Here is a 19,784-nt window from a genome sequence, read left to right on the forward strand (position 1 = left end):
GAGGGCGTACTCCCGGTCAGGTCGAGGGTCAGCCTTGGCTGATGCTGGGCAGGGAAGATCAGCCCGACGACGTGAGCGGTCGCGTCAGGTGTGCGGGGTGAACTGGGTGGTGCGGAAGGGGGGTCAGGAGCTGAGGGCGGGGAGGACCACAGCGTCGATGTACGAGGCGAGGTACGCCTGGGTGGGCGGCTGCTCGTCGATGAGCGTGCGCGTGGCGAACGCGCCGATCAGCATGTGGATGATGTAGTCGAGCGCCGGGTTGTCGGCCCGGACCTCGCCTCTGTCCACCGCCCGCTGCATCATCCGGTCGAGACCGGACAGCTCGGGTGCGACGATCCATTCCTTGAAGGCCTCGAGCAGATCGGGGTTGGCGTGCACGGCCACCATCAGGCCGCGCATCAACGCGCTGTTCTGCTCCATGTGACAGTCGTCGTCGCGGAGCACCATCGCGTGCAGGTCGCCGCGGAGCGACCCGGTGTCGATCTCGTCGAACTGCGGCTTCTGGCTCCGCAGCGCCTTCACGACCAGCTCGGCCTTGCCGCCCCACTGGCGGTAGAGCGTCGCCTTGCTGGCCCGGGTGCGGGCGGCGACGGCATCCATCGTCAGCGCGTCGTAACCGACCTCCCGGAGCAGGTCGAGCACGGCCCCGTACAGCTCGGCCTCGCGCTCGGGCGTGATCCGGCTGCGACGCGTCGTTGCCTCCGCGACCATGATCCTCACCTGGCCTCTCCGTCTCGTACGCCCTGAACATACCCCGCCGCCTAACGAAACGAAACCGTTTCGTACGTGGGGTGCGCCACATGCGGCCCCGCGGTCGCGTCCCGCGGATCTCCGGGGCCCCGGTTGCCGGAGGTGTCATCACGGAAAAGCATGAGGAGGTGACTGTGGTGACTGAGGAAGACACGACCCGGGCCTACCTACGATTCCCGCACCTGAGCGGCGAGCGACTCTGCTTCGTGGTCGAGGACGATCTGTGGGTCGCCCCGCTCGACGGCTCCGCGCGGGCCTGGCGGGTCACCGCCGACCGCACCAAGGTCAGCCATCCACGGTTCTCGCCCGACGGCCGGCACCTCGCGTACACGACGTGGCGCAGCCTGGACCCGGAGATCTACCTGGCGCCCGTGGACGGCGGCTCCGCGCGCCGGCTCACGTACTGGGGCAGCGTCGACACCCAGGTGCGCGGCTGGTCCCCCGACGGGGACATCCTCGCCGTCGCCTCGCACGGCGAGCCGTTCTCCTACTTCACCTTCGCCTACAGCGTCCCGACCGACGGCTCCCCCGGCGGCAAGCTCCCCTGGGGTCCGGTCTCCGACATCCAGGTCGCGGACATCGACGGCGAGCGGCAGACCCTGCTCCTGACCGGGACGCCGCCGCACGAACCGGCCGCCTGGAAGCGCTACCGGGGCGGCGCCCAGGGCCGGCTGTGGGTGCACGGCCGGCGCGTCCTCGCCGACCTGGACGGACACCTCGACGCCCCGATGTTCGTCGGCGGCCGCATCGCGTTCCTCTCCGACCACGAGGGCATCGGCAACGTCTACTCCTGCCTGCCCGACGGCTCGGACCTGACCCGGCACACCGACCACGACGCCTTCTACGCCCGGCACGCCTCCTCCGACGGCACCCGCGTCGTCTACCAGTGCGCGGGCGAGCTGTGGATCCTCGACTCGCTCGACCCCGGCTCCGTGCCGCGCAGGCTGCGGGTCCGGCTCGGCGGCCCGCGCACCGGCCGCCGCGGCTACCAGGTCCCGGCCGCCCACCACGTCGACGCCCTCTCCGTGGACGAGACCGGCCGGGCCAGCGCGATCGTGGTGCGCGGCAGCCTGTACTGGCTGACCCACCGCGACGGCCCGGCCCGCACCATCACCGACACCCCGGGCGTCCGCGTCCGCCTCCCCGAGATGCTCGGCTCCGGCGGACAGGTCGCGTACGTCACCGACGCCGCGGGCGAGGACACCGTCGAGATCGCCTACCTGCCGCGGGCCAGCGGCGACCGGGAGCCCCGCCGCCTCGCCTCCGGGGACCTCGGCCGCGTACAGGAACTGGTCTCGGACCCCGACGGCGAGCGCCTGGCCCTCGCCTCGAACGACGGCCGGCTGCTGCTGATCGACGCGACGGAGGAGTCGGACGGCGAGGTCACCGAGCTGATCCGGTCCACGAACGGCCCGGTCCGCGACCTCGCCTTCTCGCCCGACGGCGCCTGGCTGACCTGGTCGCACCCGGGCATCGGCCGCTCCCTGCGGCAGATCAAGATGGCCCGCATCAAGGACCGCACGATCGTCGACGTCACCAACGGCCGCTTCGAGGACGAGAACCCGGTCTTCACCCGCGACGGCCGCTACCTCGCGTTCCTGTCGTGGCGCGGCTTCGACCCGGTCTACGACGTGCACACCGGCGATCTGTCCTTCCCGCTGGGCTGCCGCCCCTATCTCGTCCCCCTGTCGTCCGCGACCTCCTCGCCGTTCGCCCTCTCCCCGGACGGGCGCACCGCCGCGGGCGGCCTCGACCCGGTCGACGACAGGGACGCCACCGGCGACGGCACGCCGACCGTGGAGATCGAGGGCCTCGCCGAACGCGTGGTGCCCTTCCCGGTCGCGGCCTCCAAGTACTCCGCGCTGCACCCGGTCTCCGGCGGCGGCCTGGTCTGGCTGCGCTGGCCGATCTCCGGCGCGCTCGGCGAGACGTTCGCGAACCCGGCCGACACCTCGTCCCAGCCGACCCTCGAACACTTCAACCTGGCCAAGGGCAAGAAGACCCAGCTCGTCGACCACATGGACTGGTTCGCGGTCAGCGGCGACGGCACCCGGCTCGTCGTCGGCGACGAGGGCGAGCTGCGCGCCGTGCCCTCCACCGAGGCCGGCGACAACGACACCACCGTCTGGATCGACCTGCGCCGCATCCTGCACGAGGCCGATCCGCCCGCCGAGTGGCGCGGCGCCTTCGACGAGGCGGGCCGGATCATCCGCGCCTACTTCTGGGAGCCGTCGATGTGCGGCATCGACTGGTCGGGGGTGCTCGCCCAGTACCGGCCGCTCGTCGAACGGGTCGCGTCCCCCGACGAGTTCGCGGACCTGCTGCGCGAGGTCCTCGGCGAACTGGGCACCTCGCACGCCTACGTCTCCGCGGCCCGCCGCAACGAGGGCCCCGCGCACTACCAGCGCGCCCAGGGCCTGCTCGGCGCCAACTTCCTCTGCCGCGAGGGCGGTTGGATGCTCGCCCGGATCCTGCCCGGCGACTCGTCCGACTCCCGGGCCCGCTCCCCGCTGGCCGGCACCGGCATCCGCGAGGGCGCGTTCCTCACGCACGTCGACGGCCGCCCGGTCGACCCGGTCGCCGGACCGTTCCCGCTGCTCGCCGGCGCGGGCGGCACGACCGTCGAGCTCACCTTCTCCCCCGCCGAGGGCGAGGGCCGCGCGCGCCGGGTCGCCGTGGTCCCCCTCGTCGACGAGCGCCCGCTGCGCTACCAGGACTGGGTGGCCAAACGCCGGGCCGTGGTCCGGGAGTTGAGCAACGGCAAGTGCGGCTATCTGCACATCCCCGACATGGGCGGGTCCGGCTGGGCCCAGTTCAACCGGGACCTGCGCATGGAGGTCTCGCGGCCCGCGCTCATCGTCGACGTCCGCGGCAACGCGGGCGGCCACATCAGCGAGCTGGTCGTCGAGAAGCTCACCCGGAAGATCATCGGCTGGGACCTGACCCGCAACGCCCAGGCGGTGTCGTACGCGTCGAACGCGCCCCGGGGACCGGTGGTCGCGCTCGCCGACGAGGCGACGTCCTCCGACGGGGACATGATCACGGCGGCCTTCAAGCTGCTCGCGCTCGGCCCGGTCGTCGGCCAGCGCACCTGGGGCGGGGTCGTCGGCATGACCGGGCGGCACAAGCTCGGCGACGGCACGGTGATCACGGTGCCGATGAACGCGGCGTGGTTCCCCGAGTACGGCTGGTCGATCGAGAACCGGGGCGTCGACCCCGACATCGAGGTGCTGCGCACGCCGCTCGACTGGGCGGAGGGCCGGCACGCGCAGCTCGACGACGCGGTGCACCTCGCCCTCGACCTGCTGAAGGAGCAGGGCGCGAAGAACCCGCCGGACCACTCGGACGTACCGGACCGGCGACGCCCCCGACTGCCGCCCCGGTAGGGCGGCCGGCCCCGGCCCCTTCGAGGGGCCGGGGCCGGAACACCGGGGCCGGAACAGGAATCGACCCCCGCCCGGCGTCCCGGGCGGGGGTCGATCAGTCCTGCGGACGGACGTCAGGCGTCGTAGTCCTGGTTGAACTTGTCCTGCGCGTCCTGGGCGGCCTGCTTCGCCTGGTCCGGGGCCTGCGAGCTGCGCTCACTCGCCTCGTCCTGGGCCTGCGAGGCGCGCTCGCTCGCCTCGTCCTGGGCGCCGCCGAGGGCGTCCTTGGCCTTGTTGGAGAGCTCTTCGCCCTTGTCCTTGAACTGGTCCATGATGCCCATGCTGTTCACTCCCGTAGTGGGTGAGGGGATGCGGGCTCGACCAGACTGACATGCATGGACATTCGGCGCATTTCGATCAATGACTGACCGTGCACATCGGACGAAACCCCAGGTCAGCCCCCGCGTACCGATTCATCGGCGGCACCGCCCGCACCCACCAGACCGCGCGACACGCTGCCGAGCCGCGGCTCGAACCGCCGCATCTCGCGCTGCCCCACGGCCCCGATGATCCCGGGCAGGTGTCCGCGGATGCCCTGCATGCCGCGCAGCCACCACTGCGCGTACACGTGCGAGGAGCGCCGCTCGATGCCCGCCACGATCCGGTCGACGGCCGGGCCCAGCGGATACGTCTTGTTCGACGGCCACGGCAGCCGCTGGCGCAGCTCGCGCATCACGTCGTCCTGGTCGGCGCCGCGCACCATGTCGGTGTCGGTCCAGGACAGGTAACCGACGCCGACGCGTACGCCCTTGTAGCCGACCTCGGCGCGCAGGCTGTGCGCGTACGCCTCCACGCCCGACTTCGACGCGCAGTACGCGGTCATCATCGGCGCGGGCGTGATCGCGGCGAGCGAGGCGATCTGCAGCAGGTAGCCGCGCGACTCCATGAGGACGGGCAGGAAGGCGCGGGCGGTCACCGCCGAGCCGATGAGGTTGACCTCGATGACGCGCCGCCAGGCGACCGGGTCCGAGTCCACGAAGGGGCCGCCCGTCGCCACACCGGCGTTCGCGACGACGATGTCGACCTTCCCGAACCGCTCCTTCACCTCCTGCGCGACCCGCGCCATCGCCTCGTGGTCCGTGACGTCGGCGTGCCACCAGTCCGCGTCGGCGTGCAGCCGGCCCGCGACCTGCTTCAGCTCGTCCGGCTCCAGACCGACCAGCGCGATCTTCGCGCCGCGCGCCGACAGCTTGCGGGCGAGTAGCTCACCCACACCGCGCGCCGCACCCGTGACGACCGCGACCTGACCCTCCAGGCTGACCCTGCTCATGCGACATCCGCTCCCTTCTCCGAATCCGACTGCGACTGCGACTGCGACGGGGGCTCCGACTCCAGGTATGCCCCGGTCAGTTCACGGATCTTCGCCGTGACGGCCTCCGGCGCCTCGACGGGCGTCATGTGACCGAGGCCCGCCAGCTCGGTCAGGCCCACACAGTTCGGCAGCGCGGCGGCGATCCGCCGGGCGTGCACGACGGGCGTCATCCGGTCCACGGTCCCGGCGAGGACGGCCACGGGCATCGCCAACTCCGGCACATTGGCGTCCAGTTGGAGACTCTCCAGTACGTGCGACCAGCCGTACCGCACCCCGCGCGGACACGCGTGCACGATCCGCGCGCAGGCCTCGACCTTGCCGGGCGCCGATCCCGGGCCCATCGTCGCGAACCGCAGGATCCGCCTGGCCACCGGCGTGACCGGGCCGAGCGGCGCCTTCGAGCCGAGGACCGAGCGGGTCACCCGGGTCCGCAGCGCGCCCGCGGGCAGCAGCGGCACCACCGTCGCCTCGGCCACGAGTTCCGAACTACCCGTGCTGCACAGCAGCACCGCGGCGGCGTGCTCCCGGAACACCGGCCGGCCCGCCGAGGCCATCATCGTCATGCCGCCCATGGAATGCCCGGCGAACACCGCCCGCTCGCCCGGCGCGAGCGTCGCGCCGATCACGGCCTCCAGATCGTCGGCCAGCATGTCCGCGGTGTACGGCAGCCGGGCGGAGGCCGGGCTGCGGCCGTGCCCCCGCTGGTCGTACACGATCACGCGGTGGTCGGTGGCGAGGGCGCGCACCTGCGCGGCCCAGAAGGCCGTCGAGCAGGTCCAGCCGTGCGACAGCACGACGGCGGGCGCGTCGCCGCTGTCGGCGGGCCCGTGCACCTCGACGTGCAGCCGCGCCCCGTCGGCCGAGACGGCGGTCAGCTCCTCGGCGGCGACCGGCGGCGCGAAGGGCCCGGTGGCCATGTGCATCAGCCGGCTCATGCGGCGCTCGCCTCCACCGTCTTCTTCCTGCCCCGCCCGGTACGCGGCTCCGGCGGGCCGGCGGGAGCGCGGACCACCTCGTACTCCCCCACGTCCACATGGCGTGTGGCCTGCCGGAACTCGGTCGTGGTGCCGGGCCACACGGTGGTGTTGACCCCGTTCTCGTCGAGGTACCAGCTGTTGCAGCCACCGGTGTTCCACACGGTGCGCTTCATCCGGTCCTGCACGCGGTTGTTCCAGCCGGCGACGGCGGTCTCGCGCGGGGTGAGGGCGACGCGGCCGCCCAGCACGTTCAACTGCCGCATGTAGTCGGCCAGATAGTTCAGCTGGGACTCGATCATCAGGATCATCGAGGAGTTCCCGAGTCCGGTGTTCGGCCCGATGACCGTCATGAAGTTCGGGAACCCGGCGGCGGTCGCCCCGCGCAGCGCGGCCATGCCGCCCTTCCAGCTCTCCGCCAGGCTGACGCCCTCCGCGCCGATGACCCGCTGCGCGATCGGCATGTCGGTGACGTGGAACCCGGTACCGAAGATGATCGCGTCGACCTCGGCCTCGCTGCCGTCGGCGGCGACGAGGGTGTTCCCGCGGATCTCGCTCAGCCCGGACGCGACGACGTCGACGTTCGGCTGGGCGAGCGCCGGATAGTACGTGTTCGACAGCAGGATCCGCTTGCAGCCGATGCGGTAGTCCGGGGTGAGCTTGGCGCGCAGCGCCGGGTCCTTGATCGCCCGGTGCATGTTCCGCTTGGCGAGGTTCTCCACCAGGCCCAGCTCATCGGGCCGCTTGGTGAACGCCTGGACCTGCAACTCCCGGATGCCCCACAGGAGTCCGCGCCGCGCCTGAGTGGTGAAGGGCAGCTGGCGGTGCAGCCAGCGCTCGGCCTTGGTGATGTTCCGGTCGGCGCGCGGCATGACCCACGGAGGCGTGCGCTGGAAGAGGGTGAGCCGCCCGACCTCCTTCTGGATGGCGGGCACGATCTGGATGGCGGAGGCGCCGGTGCCGATCATGGCGACGCGCTTGCCGCGCAGGTCGTAGTCGTGGTCCCACTGCGCCGAGTGGAAGACCTTGCCGGGGAAGGTGTCGATCCCGGCGATGTCCGGCGTCTTCGGGTCGGACAGCGGCCCGGTGGCGGAGACGACGACATCGGCGGTGAGGGTGCCGCTCGCGGTGTCGATCTCCCACCACAGCCTGTCGTTGTCCCACCGCAGCTGCGTCACCTCGGAGTCGAGGCGGATGTGCGGCCGCAGCCGGAAGGTGTCGGCGACGTGCTCCAGGTATTCCCGGATGCGCTCCTGTCCGGAGAAGGTGCGCGGCCAGTCCGGGTTCGGCGCGAACGAGAACGAGTAGAGGTGGGACGGCACGTCGCAGGCGCAGCCCGGGTAGCTGTTGTCGCGCCAGGTGCCGCCGACCGCGCCGGCCCGCTCCAGGACCACGAAGTCGGTGACGCCCTCGCGGCGCAGTCTGACCGCCGCGCCCAGCCCGCCGAAGCCGGACCCGATCACCGCCACCCGTACGTGCTCGTGCTCCTGCTCGGCCATCCCGGCGCCTCCCTTGCCGCGCGACTCTGCCAGTGAACACTGGCACAATTGGAGGGTAGAGCAGCACCGTACTGATGGGTAGGGGTCGTGCCGAGGAAAGTTACCGCCGGTACAGCCACCGGTCGTCCGGCCACCGCCCCGCACCGGGATCCCTCGGCCCCCGATGCTTGCCCTAGGGTTTCCGACGTGGCGAAAGAAGCGGCGGAACCGGGAGACGAAGGCGGCCGGGGCGACGAGCACCGCGAGTTCCGCATGGCGGAGCTGGCCAGGGCGGCCGGCATCACGGTGCGCACCGTCCGCTTCTACCGCGAACGCGGCCTGATCAAGCCGCCCCGGCGCGAGGGCCGCATCGCCTGGTACGACGAGAGCCACCTGACCCGCCTGCGCACCATCGCCGCCCTCCTCGACCGCGGCCACACCCTCACCGGCATCGCCGAACTCTCCGAGGCCTTCGACCGCGGCCGCGACGTGGGCGAGCTCCTCGGCCTCGGCGAACCCACGGAGGAGACCCCGGTCCGCCTCTCCGCCACGGAACTGGCCGACCACTTCGCGGGGGAGGTCACCCCCGAGAACCTCCAAGCCGCCCTGGACCTGGGCTACTTGGGCACCGACGGCGAGGAGATCGTGCACATCAGCCGCCGCCTCCTGGAGGTCTCGGCGGCGCTGGTGCGCGAGGGCATCCCCCTGGCGGACGTCCTCGCGGCGGGGGCCCGGGTGCGCGACCACGCGGACGCCCTGGCCACGCTCTTCACGGAGATGATCCTCGCGCACGGCACCGAGAAGGACGTCCAGCGCCTGCGCCCCCTGGCCAAGTCGGTCGTGGAGGCGGAACTCTCCATGGCCCTGGACCGCAAACTGGGAGCGCCGCCCGGTTCGTGAGCGTGAGAGCGGCGGCCATCACCGTGCTCGAGGGGACGTAAGCCCCGGACCGAACTCCGCGCCTACTCGTAGACGACCGTCACAGGAGCGTGATCCGACCACCGCTCCTCGTGCGTGGCGGCCCGCTCCACGAACCCCTTGACCGCCCGACCGGCGAGCCCGGGCGTCGCGGCGTGATAGTCGATGCGCCAACCTGCGTCGTTGTCGAAGGCCCGCCCCCGGTACGACCACCACGAGTACGGCCCCTCGACGCCCGGATGCAGGGCCCGCACGACATCGACGTAGCCCCCGTCCGCCGCCTCGAAGACCTGGCTCAGCCACTCCCGCTCCTCGGGCAGGAAGCCGGAGTTCTTCTTGTTGCCCTTCCAGTTCTTGAGGTCGGCCTCGGCGTGGGCGATGTTCCAGTCGCCGCAGACGACGACCTCGCGGCCCTCGGCGGCGGCCCGCGCGCGCAGCCCCTTCAGGTATTCGAGGAACTCGGCCATGAAGCGGATCTTCTCGTCCTGGCGCTCGGTCCCGACCTCGCCGGAGGGCAGGTAGAGGCTGGCGACGACGACACCGGGCAGGTCGGCCTCGACGTACCGGCCGCTGCCGTCGAACTCCGCCGACCCGAAGCCGATCTGGACCCGCTCCGGCTCGCGCCGCGTGTACAGCGAGACGCCGGCCCGGCCCTTGGCGGCGGCCGGGGCGTGCACGACGTGCCAGCCCTCGGGCTCCCGCACCCCGGCGGGCAGCTGCTCCGGCTCGGCGCGCACCTCCTGCAGGCAGAGCACGTCGGCGGAGGTCTCGGCGAGCCACTCCACGAAGCCCTTCTTGGCGGCGGCTCGCAGCCCGTTCACGTTCACAGAGGTCACAGTCAGCACCGGGCCACCGTACCGGCACACTTGACAGGTAAGCCGCACCCTGAAGCATAGAGTTACGATCAGACGCATGACTATTCAACCCGCGCCCGCCGCCGCGATCACCCTGCGCCCCGTCTCCTTCGGCCACCCGGACGCGGTGGCGCTGAACGACCGCGTCCAGCTCGAGTACGCGGAGCGCTACGGCGACGAGGGCGATGTCACCCCGCTCGACCCGACGATGTTCACCCCGCCGCAGGGCCTGTACCTGATCGCGTACGACGCGTCGGGCACCCCGCTCGCGACCGGCGGCTGGCGCGCGCAGGACGAGAACGAGGAGAACTACTCGGACGGCGACGCCGAGCTGAAGCGGATGTACGTCACACCCGAGGCGCGCGGCCTGGGCCTGGCCCGGCGCATCCTCGCGGCCCTGGAGGAGGACGCGCGTGCGGCGGGCCGCACCCGCATGGTCCTGGAGACGGGCACGAAGCAGCCGGAGGCCATAGCGCTGTACCTGTCGAGCGCCTACGAGCCGTGCGACAAGTTCGGCCACTACCGCTTCGAGAACCTGAGCCGCTGCTTCGCCAAGCCGCTCCAGTCGCGCTAGTCGCGCCGCCCCGGCCCCGGGGGGAACCGTCCGCTCCCGGGCCCGGGCCGCGGTCGTCCGGGCAAAGCAAGAACCCCGCCGGTTTCCCGGCGGGGTTCTCAATTGCGGTGGACCTGTGGGGATTTGAACCCCAGACCCCCTCGATGCGAACGAGGTGCGCTACCAGACTGCGCCACAGGCCCTTGCAACGAGTGAAACTCTAGCATCCCGATCCGGGTACGTGGAAATCCGTTCCCTGGCTGGTCAGCCGGTCACTCGTTGGCGGCGCGCGGACGGCCGTCGGCGCCGTCGTCGTACTGGTCGAAGAGCGGCGTGCGGCCGCGCTCGCGGGAGCGCCGGGCGGAGGCGGCGCGGCGGGCGTCGCTGCGTCCGCCGTCGGCCGTCTGCTCCTGTTCCGGCTGCTCCTGCCGCTCCTCGGCGGCGGACTGCTCCGCCGCCGAGGAGCGGGCCGCGCTCCAGGTCTCGGGGGCGCCGTAGTCGACGCCGCCGCCGGCCCGGGGGGCGACCGGCGCGGTCACGTAGGTGGGCAGCGGTACCGGGACGGGGTCCCAGCTCTCGCCGGGGCCCGGGCGGCGCTGCCGCTCGCGCTGCTGGTCGACCCACTCCGCGTGGTCGGTCTGCTCGACGAGCGCGCGCCGGTCGGCGGCGAGCGCCTCGAGGCCGGGGTCGGTGGCCGGCTCGGCGCCCGGGCCTTCCTCCGGGTCCTCCGCGGCGGCGCGCTGCGCGGCGGGCTGGCGGCGGCGCGGCTGCCGGTCCCGCAGGCGCTGCGCGGCGATCTCGGCGCGGCGGCGGTCCATGACGTAGGCGAAGCGGCGTCGCTCCTGGGCCCGCAGATAGACGATGTACGTACTGAGCAGGAGCGCGGGCGCGGCGGGCGCCCACAGGAACGCGACGCCGCCGACCCCGGCCACGACGGCGCCGACGGTGAAGGCGGCGAAGAGGAGGACGGTCGTGCGGCGGCGGCGCGCGAGCACCTTGGAGCGCCGGGCACGGGCCTGTGCCTCCGCGGAAGTGACGCGCGGGGGGCGGGGCTTGGCCGGGGCCGCGGGTTCGGGCGCGGGCCGGGGCTCGGGCTCGTGGACGGGTTCCGGGTGTTCCCGCTCGCCGGCCGGGGGCGCGACGAGGGCCCGGACGTCCACCGTGTCGGTGGTCGCGTCCGGGTCGGCCGGGGCGCCGCGCCACTCGTCCGTCTCGGGCGAGCGCGCCTGCAGGTCCTTGGCGTACCGGCGCTCCATGCCCGCTCGTCCGGAGAGAAGACGGATGGCGGTGCTGAAGCGTTCCGTCGGACGGGCTTCGTTCAGCTCGTCCTGCCTACGGAGCCACATCGGCACCAAGTAGGCGGCCCAGGCCCCGACGATGACTGCGTAGATGAGGCCGCTGCTGCTCACGCCTCACACCGTAGAGGGGTTTGCGTGAGGCCATCCGCCAATTGGGCCGGTGTGTCGCACGATCTGGCTGATATTTCGAGCTTTTTTTGCGACTGGTGCGATCAACTGGCTGACCGGGGCGCGAATTTAATGGCTCCGACGGTCGTTCACCGATCAATTTCGAACATTTATTTTATTTCGAGGGCGCCCCGGGATCCACGGCGTTGGGAGCACCCGGACCTGCGCTGTTGCCCGGCCGCTCGCGGCGCCAGCGCTTCAGGAGCCCTTCCGGGACCTCCTCGGCGGTGAGCGCGAAGACGAGATGATCGCGCCAGCCACCGTCGATGTGAAGATACCGTGGACGCAGCCCCTCCTCGCGGAATCCGAGTTTCTCCACGACGCGACGGCTCGGCCCGTTCTCCGGGCGAATGCAGACCTCGATGCGGTGCAGGCCCACCGTGCGGAAGCAGTGGTCGACGGCGAGCGCGACGGCCGTGGGCATCACTCCGCGCCCGGCCACGCCCTGGTCCACCCAGTAGCCGACGTGGCCCGAGCACATCGAGCCCCAGGTGATCCCGGCGACCGTCAGCTGGCCCACGAGGCGGCCCTGGTACTCGATGACGAAGGGCAGCATCCGGCCCGCGTTCGCCTCCGAGCGCAGATGGCGCACCATTTGACGGTACGTCGGGCGGTGCGCGATCGGGCCGCTGGGCGTGGGCGGCGGGATCGTCGCCTCCCAGGGGCGCAGCCAGTCGCGGTTGCGGCGGTTGACCTCGCGCCAGGCGCGCTGGTCGCGCAGCCTTATGGGGCGGAGGACGACATCGCCCTCCGCCAGGACGACGGGCCAGGATGGGCTGTTCAGTGCGCACCCCCGGCGGCATGGGCATCGGGTCTGGGGTGGTCGCCGCCGCGGATCTGGTCGACGGCGTGGGTCAGCAGCGGCTCCAGGACGGCCAGGCCGTCCTTCACCCCGCCGCTCGAACCCGGCAGGTTCACGATCAGTGTGCGCCCGGCGACCCCGGCGAGGCCACGCGAGAGCGCGGCGGTGGGCACTTTCTCGCGCCCGTACGCGCGGATGGCCTCGGGGATGCCCGGTACGTGGGTGTCGATGACGCGGGCCGTCGCCTCGGGCGTGCGGTCGGTGGGCGAGATGCCGGTGCCGCCGGTGGTGACGACGACGTCGTACGCCGCCTCGACCGCGGCCCGCAGCGCGGCCTCCACGGGGGCGCCGTCCGGCACGACCTGGGGGCCCTCCACGCTGAAGCCCATCTTCTGGAGGCCTTCGGCGATGAGCGGCCCGCCCTTGTCCTCGTAGACGCCGGCGGCGGCCCGGTTGGAGGCGGTGACGACGAGGGCGCGGTAATTCCCGCTCATGCGCGGACTCCTTCGGGTGCGCGCCCCTGCGGGGGCGCGGGGAACTGCGCGAGCCGGCCCGGAGTCATGCCCGGCTCCAGTCGCCCGACTTGCCGCCCGTCTTCTCCTCCACGCGGACGTCCGTGATGACCGCTCCCTTGTCGACCGCCTTGATCATGTCGACGACCGTGAGCGCGGCGACCGAGACCGCCGTGAGGGCCTCCATCTCGACGCCCGTACGGTCCGTGGTCTTCACGGTGGCGAGGATCTCCACCGCGTCGTCGGCCACGGACAGGTCCAGCTTCACGCCGGACACGGCCAGCGGGTGACAGAGCGGGATCAGGTCGGGGGTGCGCTTGGCGCCCATGATCCCGGCGATACGGGCCGTCGCGAGAGCGTCGCCCTTGGGCACGCCCTCGCCGCGCAGCAGTTCGACCACGCGCGGCGAGACGAGGACGCGACCGCTGGCGCGGGCGGTGCGCGCGGTGACGTCCTTCTGCGACACGTCGACCATCCGGGCGGCGCCCGCCTCGTCGATGTGGGTCAGTCGGTCCTGCGAAGTGCTCATGGTGCTGTGGCGCTCCCGATCCGAGCCGTGCGCGGTGCGGCGCGCCGGACTGTTGTGCGCGACACGGTATCGCGAGCCCCGGACAGCCGGACCGGTGAGCGCCTGTTCACCGGCGCTCAGCGCAGGAGGACCACGTCGACCTCGGTGCCGGGCTCCACCGACGTCACGTCCTCGGGCACCACGATGAGCGCGTCCGCGTGGGCGAGCGCCGCGATCAGGTGCGAGCCGGAGCCGCCGACGGGTGCGATCTCGCCCGCCGCCGCGTCGTACGCGCCCCGCAGGAACTGGCGGCGCCCGTCCGGTGAGGTCAGCGCCTTGTCGGTGGCCAGCACCGCGCGCGTGGTGGGGCGCCGCACGGAGTCGCCGGGCAGGCCCATCAGGGCGCGGATCGCGGGCCGGACGAAGAGTTCGAAGGAGACGTACGAGGAGACCGGGTTGCCCGGCAGGGCGAGCAGCGGGGTGTGGTCGGGGCCGATGGAGCCGAAGCCCTGCGGCTTGCCGGGCTGCATGGCGAGCTTGCGGAACTCGACGCCGCTGCCCGCGCCGATGCCGTCCTCCTCGTCGGGGTCGCCGATCGAGGAGAGGGCTTCCTTGACGACGTCGTACGCGCCGACGCTGACGCCGCCGGTCGTGACGACGAGGTCGGCGCGGATGAGCTGGTCCTCGATGGTGGAGCGGAGCGTCTCGGCGTCGTCGGAGACGGCACCGACCCGGTAGGCGATGGCTCCGGCGTCCCGGGCCGCGGCCGTGAGGGCGAAGCTGTTGGAGTCGTAGATCTGGCCCTGGGCCAACGACTCGCCGGGCTGGACGAGTTCGCTGCCGGTGGAGATGACGACCACGCGCGGGCGCGGGCGTACGCGGACGGTGCCGCGGCCGATGGCGGCGAGCAGCGCGATCTGCGGCGGGCCCAGCACCGTGCCGGTGGTGAGGGCGCGGTCGCCGGCCTGGACGTCGCTGCCCTGCGCGCGTACGTGCGCGCGTGCCTCGGCGGGGCGGTGGACCCGGACCTCTCCCGAGGCGCCTTCGGGGGCGGTGCTGTGGGCGGGCATCGAGGAGACCGGGCCCGCGCCGAGCCCTCCGTCGGTCCACTCCACGGGGACGACGGCCTCGGCGCCGGGCGGGAGCGGGGCGCCGGTCATGATGCGGGCGGCCTGGCCGGGACCGACGGTGGGCTGCTCGCCCTGCCCGGCCGCGACGTCGCCGATCACCGTGAGGACGGCGGGGAACTCCTCGCTCGCGCCCGCGACATCGGCGACGCGCACCGCGTACCCGTCCATCGAGCTGTTGTCGAACGGGGGCAGCGAGACCGGCACCGTCACGTCCTCGACGAGCACGCAGCCCTGGGCGTCGAGGAGTTGCAGCTCGATGGGGTCGAGCGGGTGGACGGTGCTGAGGATGTCCTCCAGGTGCTCGTCCACCGACCAGAGCTGGCCGTGGCTGGTGGACGGTGTGGTCGCGCTGCTCAAGGTGCTACATCTCCTCGGTGACGTAACTGCGAAGCCAGGTCCGGAAGTCCGGTCCCAGGTCCTCACGTTCGCACGCGAGTCTGACAATGGCACGCAGATAGTCGCCGCGGTCGCCGGTGTCATAGCGGCGGCCCTTGAAGACGACGCCGTGCACGGGGCCGCCGATCTTCTCGTCCGCGGCGAGCTGCTGCAGGGCGTCGGTGAGCTGGATCTCGCCGCCGCGGCCCGGCTCGGTCTTGCGCAGTATGTCGAAGACGTGGGGGTCCAGGACGTAGCGGCCGATGATCGCGTAGTTGGAGGGGGCGTCGGCCGGGTCCGGCTTCTCCACGAGGTCGGTGACCTTGACGACGTCGCCGTCCTCGGTGACCTCGACGGCGGCGCATCCGTAGAGGTGGATCTGCGAGGGCTCGACCTCCATGAGGGCGATGACGCTGCCGCCGTGGCGCTCCTGGATCTCGACCATGCGCGCGAGCAGCGGGTCGCGCGGGTCGATCAGGTCGTCGCCGAGGAGGACCGCGAAGGGCTCGTGCCCCACGTGCGGGGCCGCGCACAGGACCGCGTGGCCGAGGCCCTTAGGGTCGCCCTGGCGCACGTAGTGCATGGTCGCGAGGTCGCTGGACTCCTGGACCTTGGCGAGGCGGTTGGCGTCGCCCTTCTTCTGAAGGGCGGACTCCAGCTCGTAGTTGCGGTCGAAGTGGTCCTCCAGGGGGCGCTTGTTGCGGCCTGTGATCATGAGGACGTCGTCGAGACCCGCTGAGGCGGCCTCTTCGACCACGTACTGGATCGCCGGCTTGTCGACCACCGGAAGCATCTCTTTGGGAGTGGCTTTGGTGGCGGGCAGGAACCGGGTGCCGAGGCCCGCGGCAGGGATGACAGCCTTGGTGATCCTGGTGTGCGAGTCAGTCATGCCCGTCACCATATCCGGCGCCTATGGGCGGAATCTGTGGGTCCGCTTTGTTGGCACATATATGCGTGGATTAGGAGAGGTTTGTGAGCCGACTGTGAGCCCGCACACAAGTGACCCGCGTGGCGCCCACCCTGACAAGCGCACATTGCGACGGGAGTTCCTCGCGGTGAGGAAAGCGTTGCCAATGGATGACGCACGGGAGACGGAAAAAGTTCTCGCCGAGCGGGCCTTCGAGGTCGAGGAGGTGGCGGCGGCCCGCACCGTGGCGGCGTACGTCTCCGTGGGCGGCGAACCGGGGACCGGGCTGCTGCTCGACGCGCTCCGCGCGCGTGGGGTGCGGGTCCTGCTGCCGGTGCTGCTGCCCGACAACGACCTGGACTGGGGGACGTACGAGGGGGCCTCCTCGCTCGTCCGCGTACAACACGCGAGAAAGATGGCCCTCTTGGAGCCGGGCGGCGAGCGGCTCGGGCCCGGTGCCGTGACGGCGGCGGACGTCGTGCTGCTGCCCGGGCTCGCCGTGGACGCGCGCGGGATGCGGCTGGGCCGGGGCGGCGGCTCGTACGACAGGGTCCTCGCGCGGCTCGAGGCGGCCGGCGCGCCCGCCGCCCTCGTCGTGCTGCTCCATGACACCGAAGTCGTCGCACACCTCCCCGAGGAGGCGCACGACAAGGCCGTGCACGCCGTCGTGACGCCCTCGGGAGTCCACCGCTTCACGTAGACCCGCGGGTAGCGCTGGAGAAGCGAAAAGGGGCCCCCACGCGCATGGGGGCCCCTTTCAGTGCTGTGCTGTCCTACGGCTTGAGGACCAGCGTGTCCGACGTGTTGTCGGAGACGGCCTTCTCGGTGAAGTGCCAGGGCAGCAGCTCACCCTGGACCCACTTGTCGGTCTGGTCCGTGTAGTGGGAGCTGTAGGTGTGGCCCGAGGCGCCGGTGAGGTTGATCCACTTGGACTTGTCGAGGTCGGCCAGGTTGACCACCATGCGCATCGACGGCACCCAGTCGACCCCGTAGCCGCCCGCCGCGTTCCAGCCGGTCGCGTTCACCGCCGCCTCGCCGCCGCCGAGCTTCCACGGGCCGCGGTTGAGCACGTACTGCAGCCAGCCCGGGCCCTCGGTGCCGAGGGTCTGGTTCTTCAGCTCCAGCTTGTGCAGGCGGCCCCAGCTCCAGGTGTCGATGTCCTTGCCGAGCTTGGCCGTCAGGTCCCAGCGGGCGTCCTCCATGGCCCGGTCGAACAGCTGGTCACGGTTGACGGTGGCCTTGTCGGTGCGGGTCGCCGGAGCCTTCCACCAGTCGTTGTCCTCGTCGTTGATGATCTTGCGGACGACCTCGAACCAGCGGTCGCCGCCGTCCGGCTGCGCCGAGTCCGCGTCCCGCTGACCGCACTCGCGCACCTTGCGGTCCTCGTCGGCCGGACCCGAGTTGTCGACCGGCGTGACGCTCAGGCACTGCCCCTTGACCCGCAGCTCCATGGGCAGCTTGTTGCCGAAGGCGAGCTTCAGGATGTTGCGCCAGACCGAGTTGAAGTACGCGGCCGCGGCCGAGTCCGGGTTCTGGGTGTAGTCCCAGTTCTCCAGGAGCTGCTGCGCCTCACGGACGTACTTGTCCTTGACGTCGAGCTTGAGCAGCTTGGGCACCAGGAGCTTGGCGATCTCGCTGCTGTTGTCCATCTGCATGCTGCGCATGTCGTCGGTGGAGATCTTGCCGCCGCCGTCGATCTTCGACTTGATCAGGTCGGTGATCCGCTGGCTGCGGGTGCCGTAGCCCCAGTCCGTGGTGAGCGTGTACGGGTAGCTCTTGTCGACCACGGCCTGGTTGGCGGTCACGATGTAGCCGCGCTTGGGGTCGAACTCGTAGGGCAGCTCGGCCTGCTTGATGTAGCCGGTCCACCTGTACTTGGAGTCCCAGCCCGGCGACGGGAGCGAGCCGTCGCCCTCGCCGCGGGTCGGGATGCGGCCGGGCAGCTGGTAGCCGATGTGGCCCTCGGTGTCGGCGTACGTGAGGTTCTGCGAGGGCACCTGGAAGTCGGCGGCCGCCTTGCGGAACCCGGCCCAGTCCTTCGCCTTGTCGATCTCGAAGACGGCGTCCATGGTGTTGCCCGGCTCCAGCGCGGTCCAGCGCAGCGCGATGCCGTAGCCGTCGCCCCGGTCGGGGGCCTCGGAGGTGCCCACCGGCGCCTTCTTGCCGACCTTGACGAGCTCGTCGTCGCGGTCGGACAGCAGCGGGCCGTTGTTCGTCTCGCGGATCGTGATCGTCTTGGGGCTGCCGCCGGCGACCTTGATGACCTCCTTGCGGGTCGTGAAGGGCACCGTCTTGTCGTCGTACAGGTAGCCGTCGCCGCTGAACTTCTCCAGGTAGAGGTCCGTGACGTCGGCGCCCGAGTTCGTCAGGCCCCAGGAGATGTTCTGGTTGTGGCCGATGACCACGCCCGGCATGCCGGCGAACGTGTAGCCCGTCACGTCGTACTGGCACTTCGCCGAGACGCTCGTGCAGTGCAGGCCCATCTGGTACCAGACGGAGGGCAGTTGCGGCGCCAGGTGCGGGTCGTTGGCGAGCAGCGGCTTGCCGGTGATGGTGTGGTCGCCCGAGACGACCCACGAGTTGGAGCCGATGCCGTTGCCGTTGGGTCCCAGGCCCGCGGAGTCGGGGATCCGGTCCAGGACGTCGGCGAGGCCGCCGAGCTGGCTCTGGAGGCCGCTGGGGGCCTCTGCGCCGCCCGTCAGGCCGGTACCCGCCGCCCCCGAGGTGCCGCTCTGCGTCTGGGTGCCCGAGGCCGAGGCGTCGTACGACTTGGTGGCGCTGTTGTAGGCGCCCTCCTGCACGATCGGCTTGTTCCGGTCGTACGGGTACTCGGGGTAGAGGTCCGCGATCTGCTTCGGGCCGAGGCGGCTCGTCATCAGGGAGCGGTCGATCTCGTCCTGCATGTTGCCGCGCAGGTCCCAGGCCATGGCCTTCAGCCAGGCCACCGAGTCGACCGGCGTCCACTGCTGCGGCTTGTAGTCGTTCTCGAAACCGAGCGCCACGTACTCGGCGGAGATGTCCTTGCCGCTCTTGCCCGACAAGTAGGCGTTGACTCCCTTGGAGTACGCCTGGAGGTACTTCTTGGTCGCGGGCGAGAGCTTGGAGTCGTACTCCTTCTGTGCCACCCGGTGCCATCCCAGGGTGCGCAGGAACTCATCGGTTTTGACCTGGCCCTTGCCGAACATCTCGGAGAGCCGACCGGAGGTCGTATGACGGCGCACGTCCATCTCGTAGAACCGGTCCTGCGCCTGCACGAAGCCCTGCGCCATGAACAGGTCCTCGTCCGAGGACGCGTAGATCTGCGGGATGCCGTAGCCGTCCCGCTTGACCTGGACGGGCCCGTCCAGCCCGTCGAGCCGGGTGGATCCCGTGGTCTGCGGCAAGGAGGCACGCACGCTGTCGACGCTCCAGTAGGCGCCGTATCCGATGCCCGCGACGACGGCCAACACGAGGACGATCACGAGCAGTCGGGCGCGGCGCCCCTTCTTCCTGCCGGACTGGCGACCGGAAGCGGCGTTCGTAGTGGAGGGCATCGCGATCCTTGCTGTCCTTCGCTGACTCTGGGCTGCGGGCTCGAAGGCCCCTCGGTCGAGGGTGGTGGCGTCTGACGGGCGGGAGGGCTGGAGCAACCATACGAGCAGTGCGGTGCGGGCCCGGACGCGGAGTCAGGAAGCGAGCGCCTACGGAGGTTCGAGGAAACGGCCCGAGCGTCAAGAAAGCGTTAACGATTAGGTAAGGTAACGAAGTACCTCGCTCGCTGCCTCATGGAGCGACTCCCCCACAGCAGCCCCTGAGACGACCTCTCGCGGAAGGAACAGCC

At 71.4% G+C, this 19,784-nt stretch carries 17 protein-coding genes and 1 tRNA gene; 4 read left to right on the forward strand and 14 right to left on the reverse strand.

The annotated features are described in order from the left end of the window. Window positions 1-123: 123 nt before the first annotated feature. Complete coding sequence (locus tag ACQUQD_RS17390) at window positions 124-711, reverse strand: TetR/AcrR family transcriptional regulator (RefSeq protein WP_428953006.1); 588 nt, start codon at window positions 709-711, stop codon at window positions 124-126. 176 nt (window positions 712-887) lie between these two features. On the opposite strand from ACQUQD_RS17390, the gene ACQUQD_RS17395 reads away from it, so the two are divergent. Further along, window positions 888-4,136 carry a S41 family peptidase gene (locus ACQUQD_RS17395; RefSeq protein ID WP_428953007.1) on the forward strand — a complete coding sequence of 1,083 codons (3,249 nt, stop codon included), beginning with the start codon at window positions 888-890 and terminating at the stop codon, window positions 4,134-4,136. 113 nt (window positions 4,137-4,249) lie between these two features. Here ACQUQD_RS17395 and ACQUQD_RS17400 read toward each other — a convergent pair whose 3' ends face one another. The 4 genes from ACQUQD_RS17400 to ACQUQD_RS17415 form a co-directional block, all read right to left on the reverse strand. After that, window positions 4,250-4,456, reverse strand: coding sequence for a hypothetical protein (locus ACQUQD_RS17400; protein ID WP_428953008.1), 207 nt, complete (start codon window positions 4,454-4,456; stop codon window positions 4,250-4,252). Between the two features lie 113 nt (window positions 4,457-4,569). After that, the gene (locus ACQUQD_RS17405; protein WP_428953009.1) at window positions 4,570-5,445 is read right to left on the reverse strand and encodes an SDR family oxidoreductase; all 876 of its coding nucleotides are present in this window, start codon (window positions 5,443-5,445) and stop codon (window positions 4,570-4,572) included. Then, window positions 5,442-6,422 (reverse strand): alpha/beta fold hydrolase, encoded by a 981-nt coding sequence (locus tag ACQUQD_RS17410; protein ID WP_428953010.1) that lies wholly within the window; start codon window positions 6,420-6,422, stop codon window positions 5,442-5,444. The genes ACQUQD_RS17405 and ACQUQD_RS17410 overlap by 4 nt, the downstream gene beginning before the upstream one ends. After that, entirely contained in the window at window positions 6,419-7,960 is a 1,542-nt protein-coding gene (locus tag ACQUQD_RS17415; RefSeq protein ID WP_428953011.1) for a flavin-containing monooxygenase, read from the reverse strand. The genes ACQUQD_RS17410 and ACQUQD_RS17415 overlap by 4 nt, the downstream gene beginning before the upstream one ends. Window positions 7,961-8,212: 252 nt before the next feature. Between ACQUQD_RS17415 and ACQUQD_RS17420 the strand changes: the two genes are divergently transcribed. Continuing rightward, a complete protein-coding gene (locus ACQUQD_RS17420) occupies window positions 8,213-8,839 on the forward strand; it encodes a MerR family transcriptional regulator (protein WP_428957585.1) in 627 nt (208 codons plus the stop codon). Window positions 8,840-8,901: 62 nt separating this feature from the next. Here the strand turns inward: ACQUQD_RS17420 and ACQUQD_RS17425 are convergent, their stop codons facing one another. Further along, window positions 8,902-9,702: an exodeoxyribonuclease III gene (locus ACQUQD_RS17425; protein ID WP_428953012.1), complete on the reverse strand. Its 801-nt coding sequence runs from the start codon at window positions 9,700-9,702 to the stop codon at window positions 8,902-8,904. A gap of 67 nt (window positions 9,703-9,769) precedes the next feature. Here ACQUQD_RS17425 and ACQUQD_RS17430 point away from each other — a divergent pair, with 67 nt between their 5' ends. Then, complete coding sequence (locus tag ACQUQD_RS17430) at window positions 9,770-10,285, forward strand: GNAT family N-acetyltransferase (RefSeq protein ID WP_428953013.1); 516 nt, start codon at window positions 9,770-9,772, stop codon at window positions 10,283-10,285. Between the two features lie 108 nt (window positions 10,286-10,393). Here the strand turns inward: ACQUQD_RS17430 and ACQUQD_RS17435 are convergent. From ACQUQD_RS17435 to galU, 7 genes are all read right to left on the reverse strand, one after another. Continuing rightward, a tRNA-Ala gene (locus tag ACQUQD_RS17435) sits at window positions 10,394-10,467 on the reverse strand. Between the two features lie 69 nt (window positions 10,468-10,536). Beyond that, on the reverse strand, window positions 10,537-11,673 hold the full coding sequence (sepX, locus tag ACQUQD_RS17440; protein WP_428953014.1) for a divisome protein SepX/GlpR: 1,137 nt from the start codon (window positions 11,671-11,673) through the stop codon (window positions 10,537-10,539). Window positions 11,674-11,845: 172 nt separating this feature from the next. Beyond that, entirely contained in the window at window positions 11,846-12,514 is a 669-nt protein-coding gene (locus ACQUQD_RS17445; protein WP_428957586.1) for a GNAT family N-acetyltransferase, read from the reverse strand. After that, window positions 12,511-13,026: a MogA/MoaB family molybdenum cofactor biosynthesis protein gene (locus tag ACQUQD_RS17450; RefSeq protein WP_428953015.1), complete on the reverse strand. Its 516-nt coding sequence runs from the start codon at window positions 13,024-13,026 to the stop codon at window positions 12,511-12,513. Before ACQUQD_RS17450 ends, ACQUQD_RS17445 begins: the two co-directional genes overlap by 4 nt. A 64-nt stretch (window positions 13,027-13,090) precedes the next feature. Continuing rightward, the gene (moaC, locus tag ACQUQD_RS17455; protein ID WP_428953016.1) at window positions 13,091-13,573 is read right to left on the reverse strand and encodes a cyclic pyranopterin monophosphate synthase MoaC; all 483 of its coding nucleotides are present in this window, start codon (window positions 13,571-13,573) and stop codon (window positions 13,091-13,093) included. Window positions 13,574-13,689: 116 nt separating this feature from the next. Next, a complete protein-coding gene (gene glp / locus ACQUQD_RS17460) occupies window positions 13,690-15,039 on the reverse strand; it encodes a molybdotransferase-like divisome protein Glp (RefSeq protein ID WP_428953017.1) in 1,350 nt (449 codons plus the stop codon). Window positions 15,040-15,043: 4 nt separating this feature from the next. Then, window positions 15,044-15,946, reverse strand: a complete 903-nt coding sequence (galU, locus tag ACQUQD_RS17465) for a UTP--glucose-1-phosphate uridylyltransferase GalU (protein ID WP_428953018.1) — start codon at window positions 15,944-15,946, stop codon at window positions 15,044-15,046. Between the two features lie 61 nt (window positions 15,947-16,007). Between galU and ACQUQD_RS17470 the strand changes: the two genes are divergently transcribed. Next, complete coding sequence (locus ACQUQD_RS17470) at window positions 16,008-16,664, forward strand: 5-formyltetrahydrofolate cyclo-ligase (RefSeq protein ID WP_428957587.1); 657 nt, start codon at window positions 16,008-16,010, stop codon at window positions 16,662-16,664. Between the two features lie 73 nt (window positions 16,665-16,737). Here ACQUQD_RS17470 and ACQUQD_RS17475 read toward each other — a convergent pair whose 3' ends face one another. Next, window positions 16,738-19,497 (reverse strand): penicillin acylase family protein, encoded by a 2,760-nt coding sequence (locus tag ACQUQD_RS17475; protein ID WP_428953019.1) that lies wholly within the window; start codon window positions 19,495-19,497, stop codon window positions 16,738-16,740. Window positions 19,498-19,784: the final 287 nt, after the last annotated feature.

Origin of the sequence: Streptomyces sp. cg35 (assembly GCF_050410835.1) — a bacterium.
GTDB lineage: Bacteria > Actinomycetota > Actinomycetes > Streptomycetales > Streptomycetaceae > Streptomyces.

Excerpts from the sequence above, each read along its gene's own strand:
- ACQUQD_RS17430 (WP_428953013.1), top strand. The coding sequence starts at position 9,770 with ATGACTATTCAACCCGCGCCCGCCGCCGCGATCACCCTGCGCCCCGTC.
- galU (WP_428953018.1), bottom strand. The coding sequence starts at position 15,946 with ATGACTGACTCGCACACCAGGATCACCAAGGCTGTCATCCCTGCCGCG.
- ACQUQD_RS17405 (WP_428953009.1), bottom strand. The coding sequence starts at position 5,445 with ATGAGCAGGGTCAGCCTGGAGGGTCAGGTCGCGGTCGTCACGGGTGCG.
- ACQUQD_RS17390 (WP_428953006.1), bottom strand. The coding sequence starts at position 711 with ATGGTCGCGGAGGCAACGACGCGTCGCAGCCGGATCACGCCCGAGCGC.
- ACQUQD_RS17410 (WP_428953010.1), bottom strand. The coding sequence starts at position 6,422 with ATGAGCCGGCTGATGCACATGGCCACCGGGCCCTTCGCGCCGCCGGTC.
- ACQUQD_RS17420 (WP_428957585.1), top strand. The coding sequence starts at position 8,213 with ATGGCGGAGCTGGCCAGGGCGGCCGGCATCACGGTGCGCACCGTCCGC.
- moaC (WP_428953016.1), bottom strand. The coding sequence starts at position 13,573 with ATGAGCACTTCGCAGGACCGACTGACCCACATCGACGAGGCGGGCGCC.
- ACQUQD_RS17415 (WP_428953011.1), bottom strand. The coding sequence starts at position 7,960 with ATGGCCGAGCAGGAGCACGAGCACGTACGGGTGGCGGTGATCGGGTCC.
- ACQUQD_RS17400 (WP_428953008.1), bottom strand. The coding sequence starts at position 4,456 with ATGGGCATCATGGACCAGTTCAAGGACAAGGGCGAAGAGCTCTCCAAC.
- ACQUQD_RS17470 (WP_428957587.1), top strand. The coding sequence starts at position 16,008 with ATGCGTGGATTAGGAGAGGTTTGTGAGCCGACTGTGAGCCCGCACACA.
- ACQUQD_RS17475 (WP_428953019.1), bottom strand. The coding sequence starts at position 19,497 with ATGCCCTCCACTACGAACGCCGCTTCCGGTCGCCAGTCCGGCAGGAAG.
- ACQUQD_RS17450 (WP_428953015.1), bottom strand. The coding sequence starts at position 13,026 with ATGAGCGGGAATTACCGCGCCCTCGTCGTCACCGCCTCCAACCGGGCC.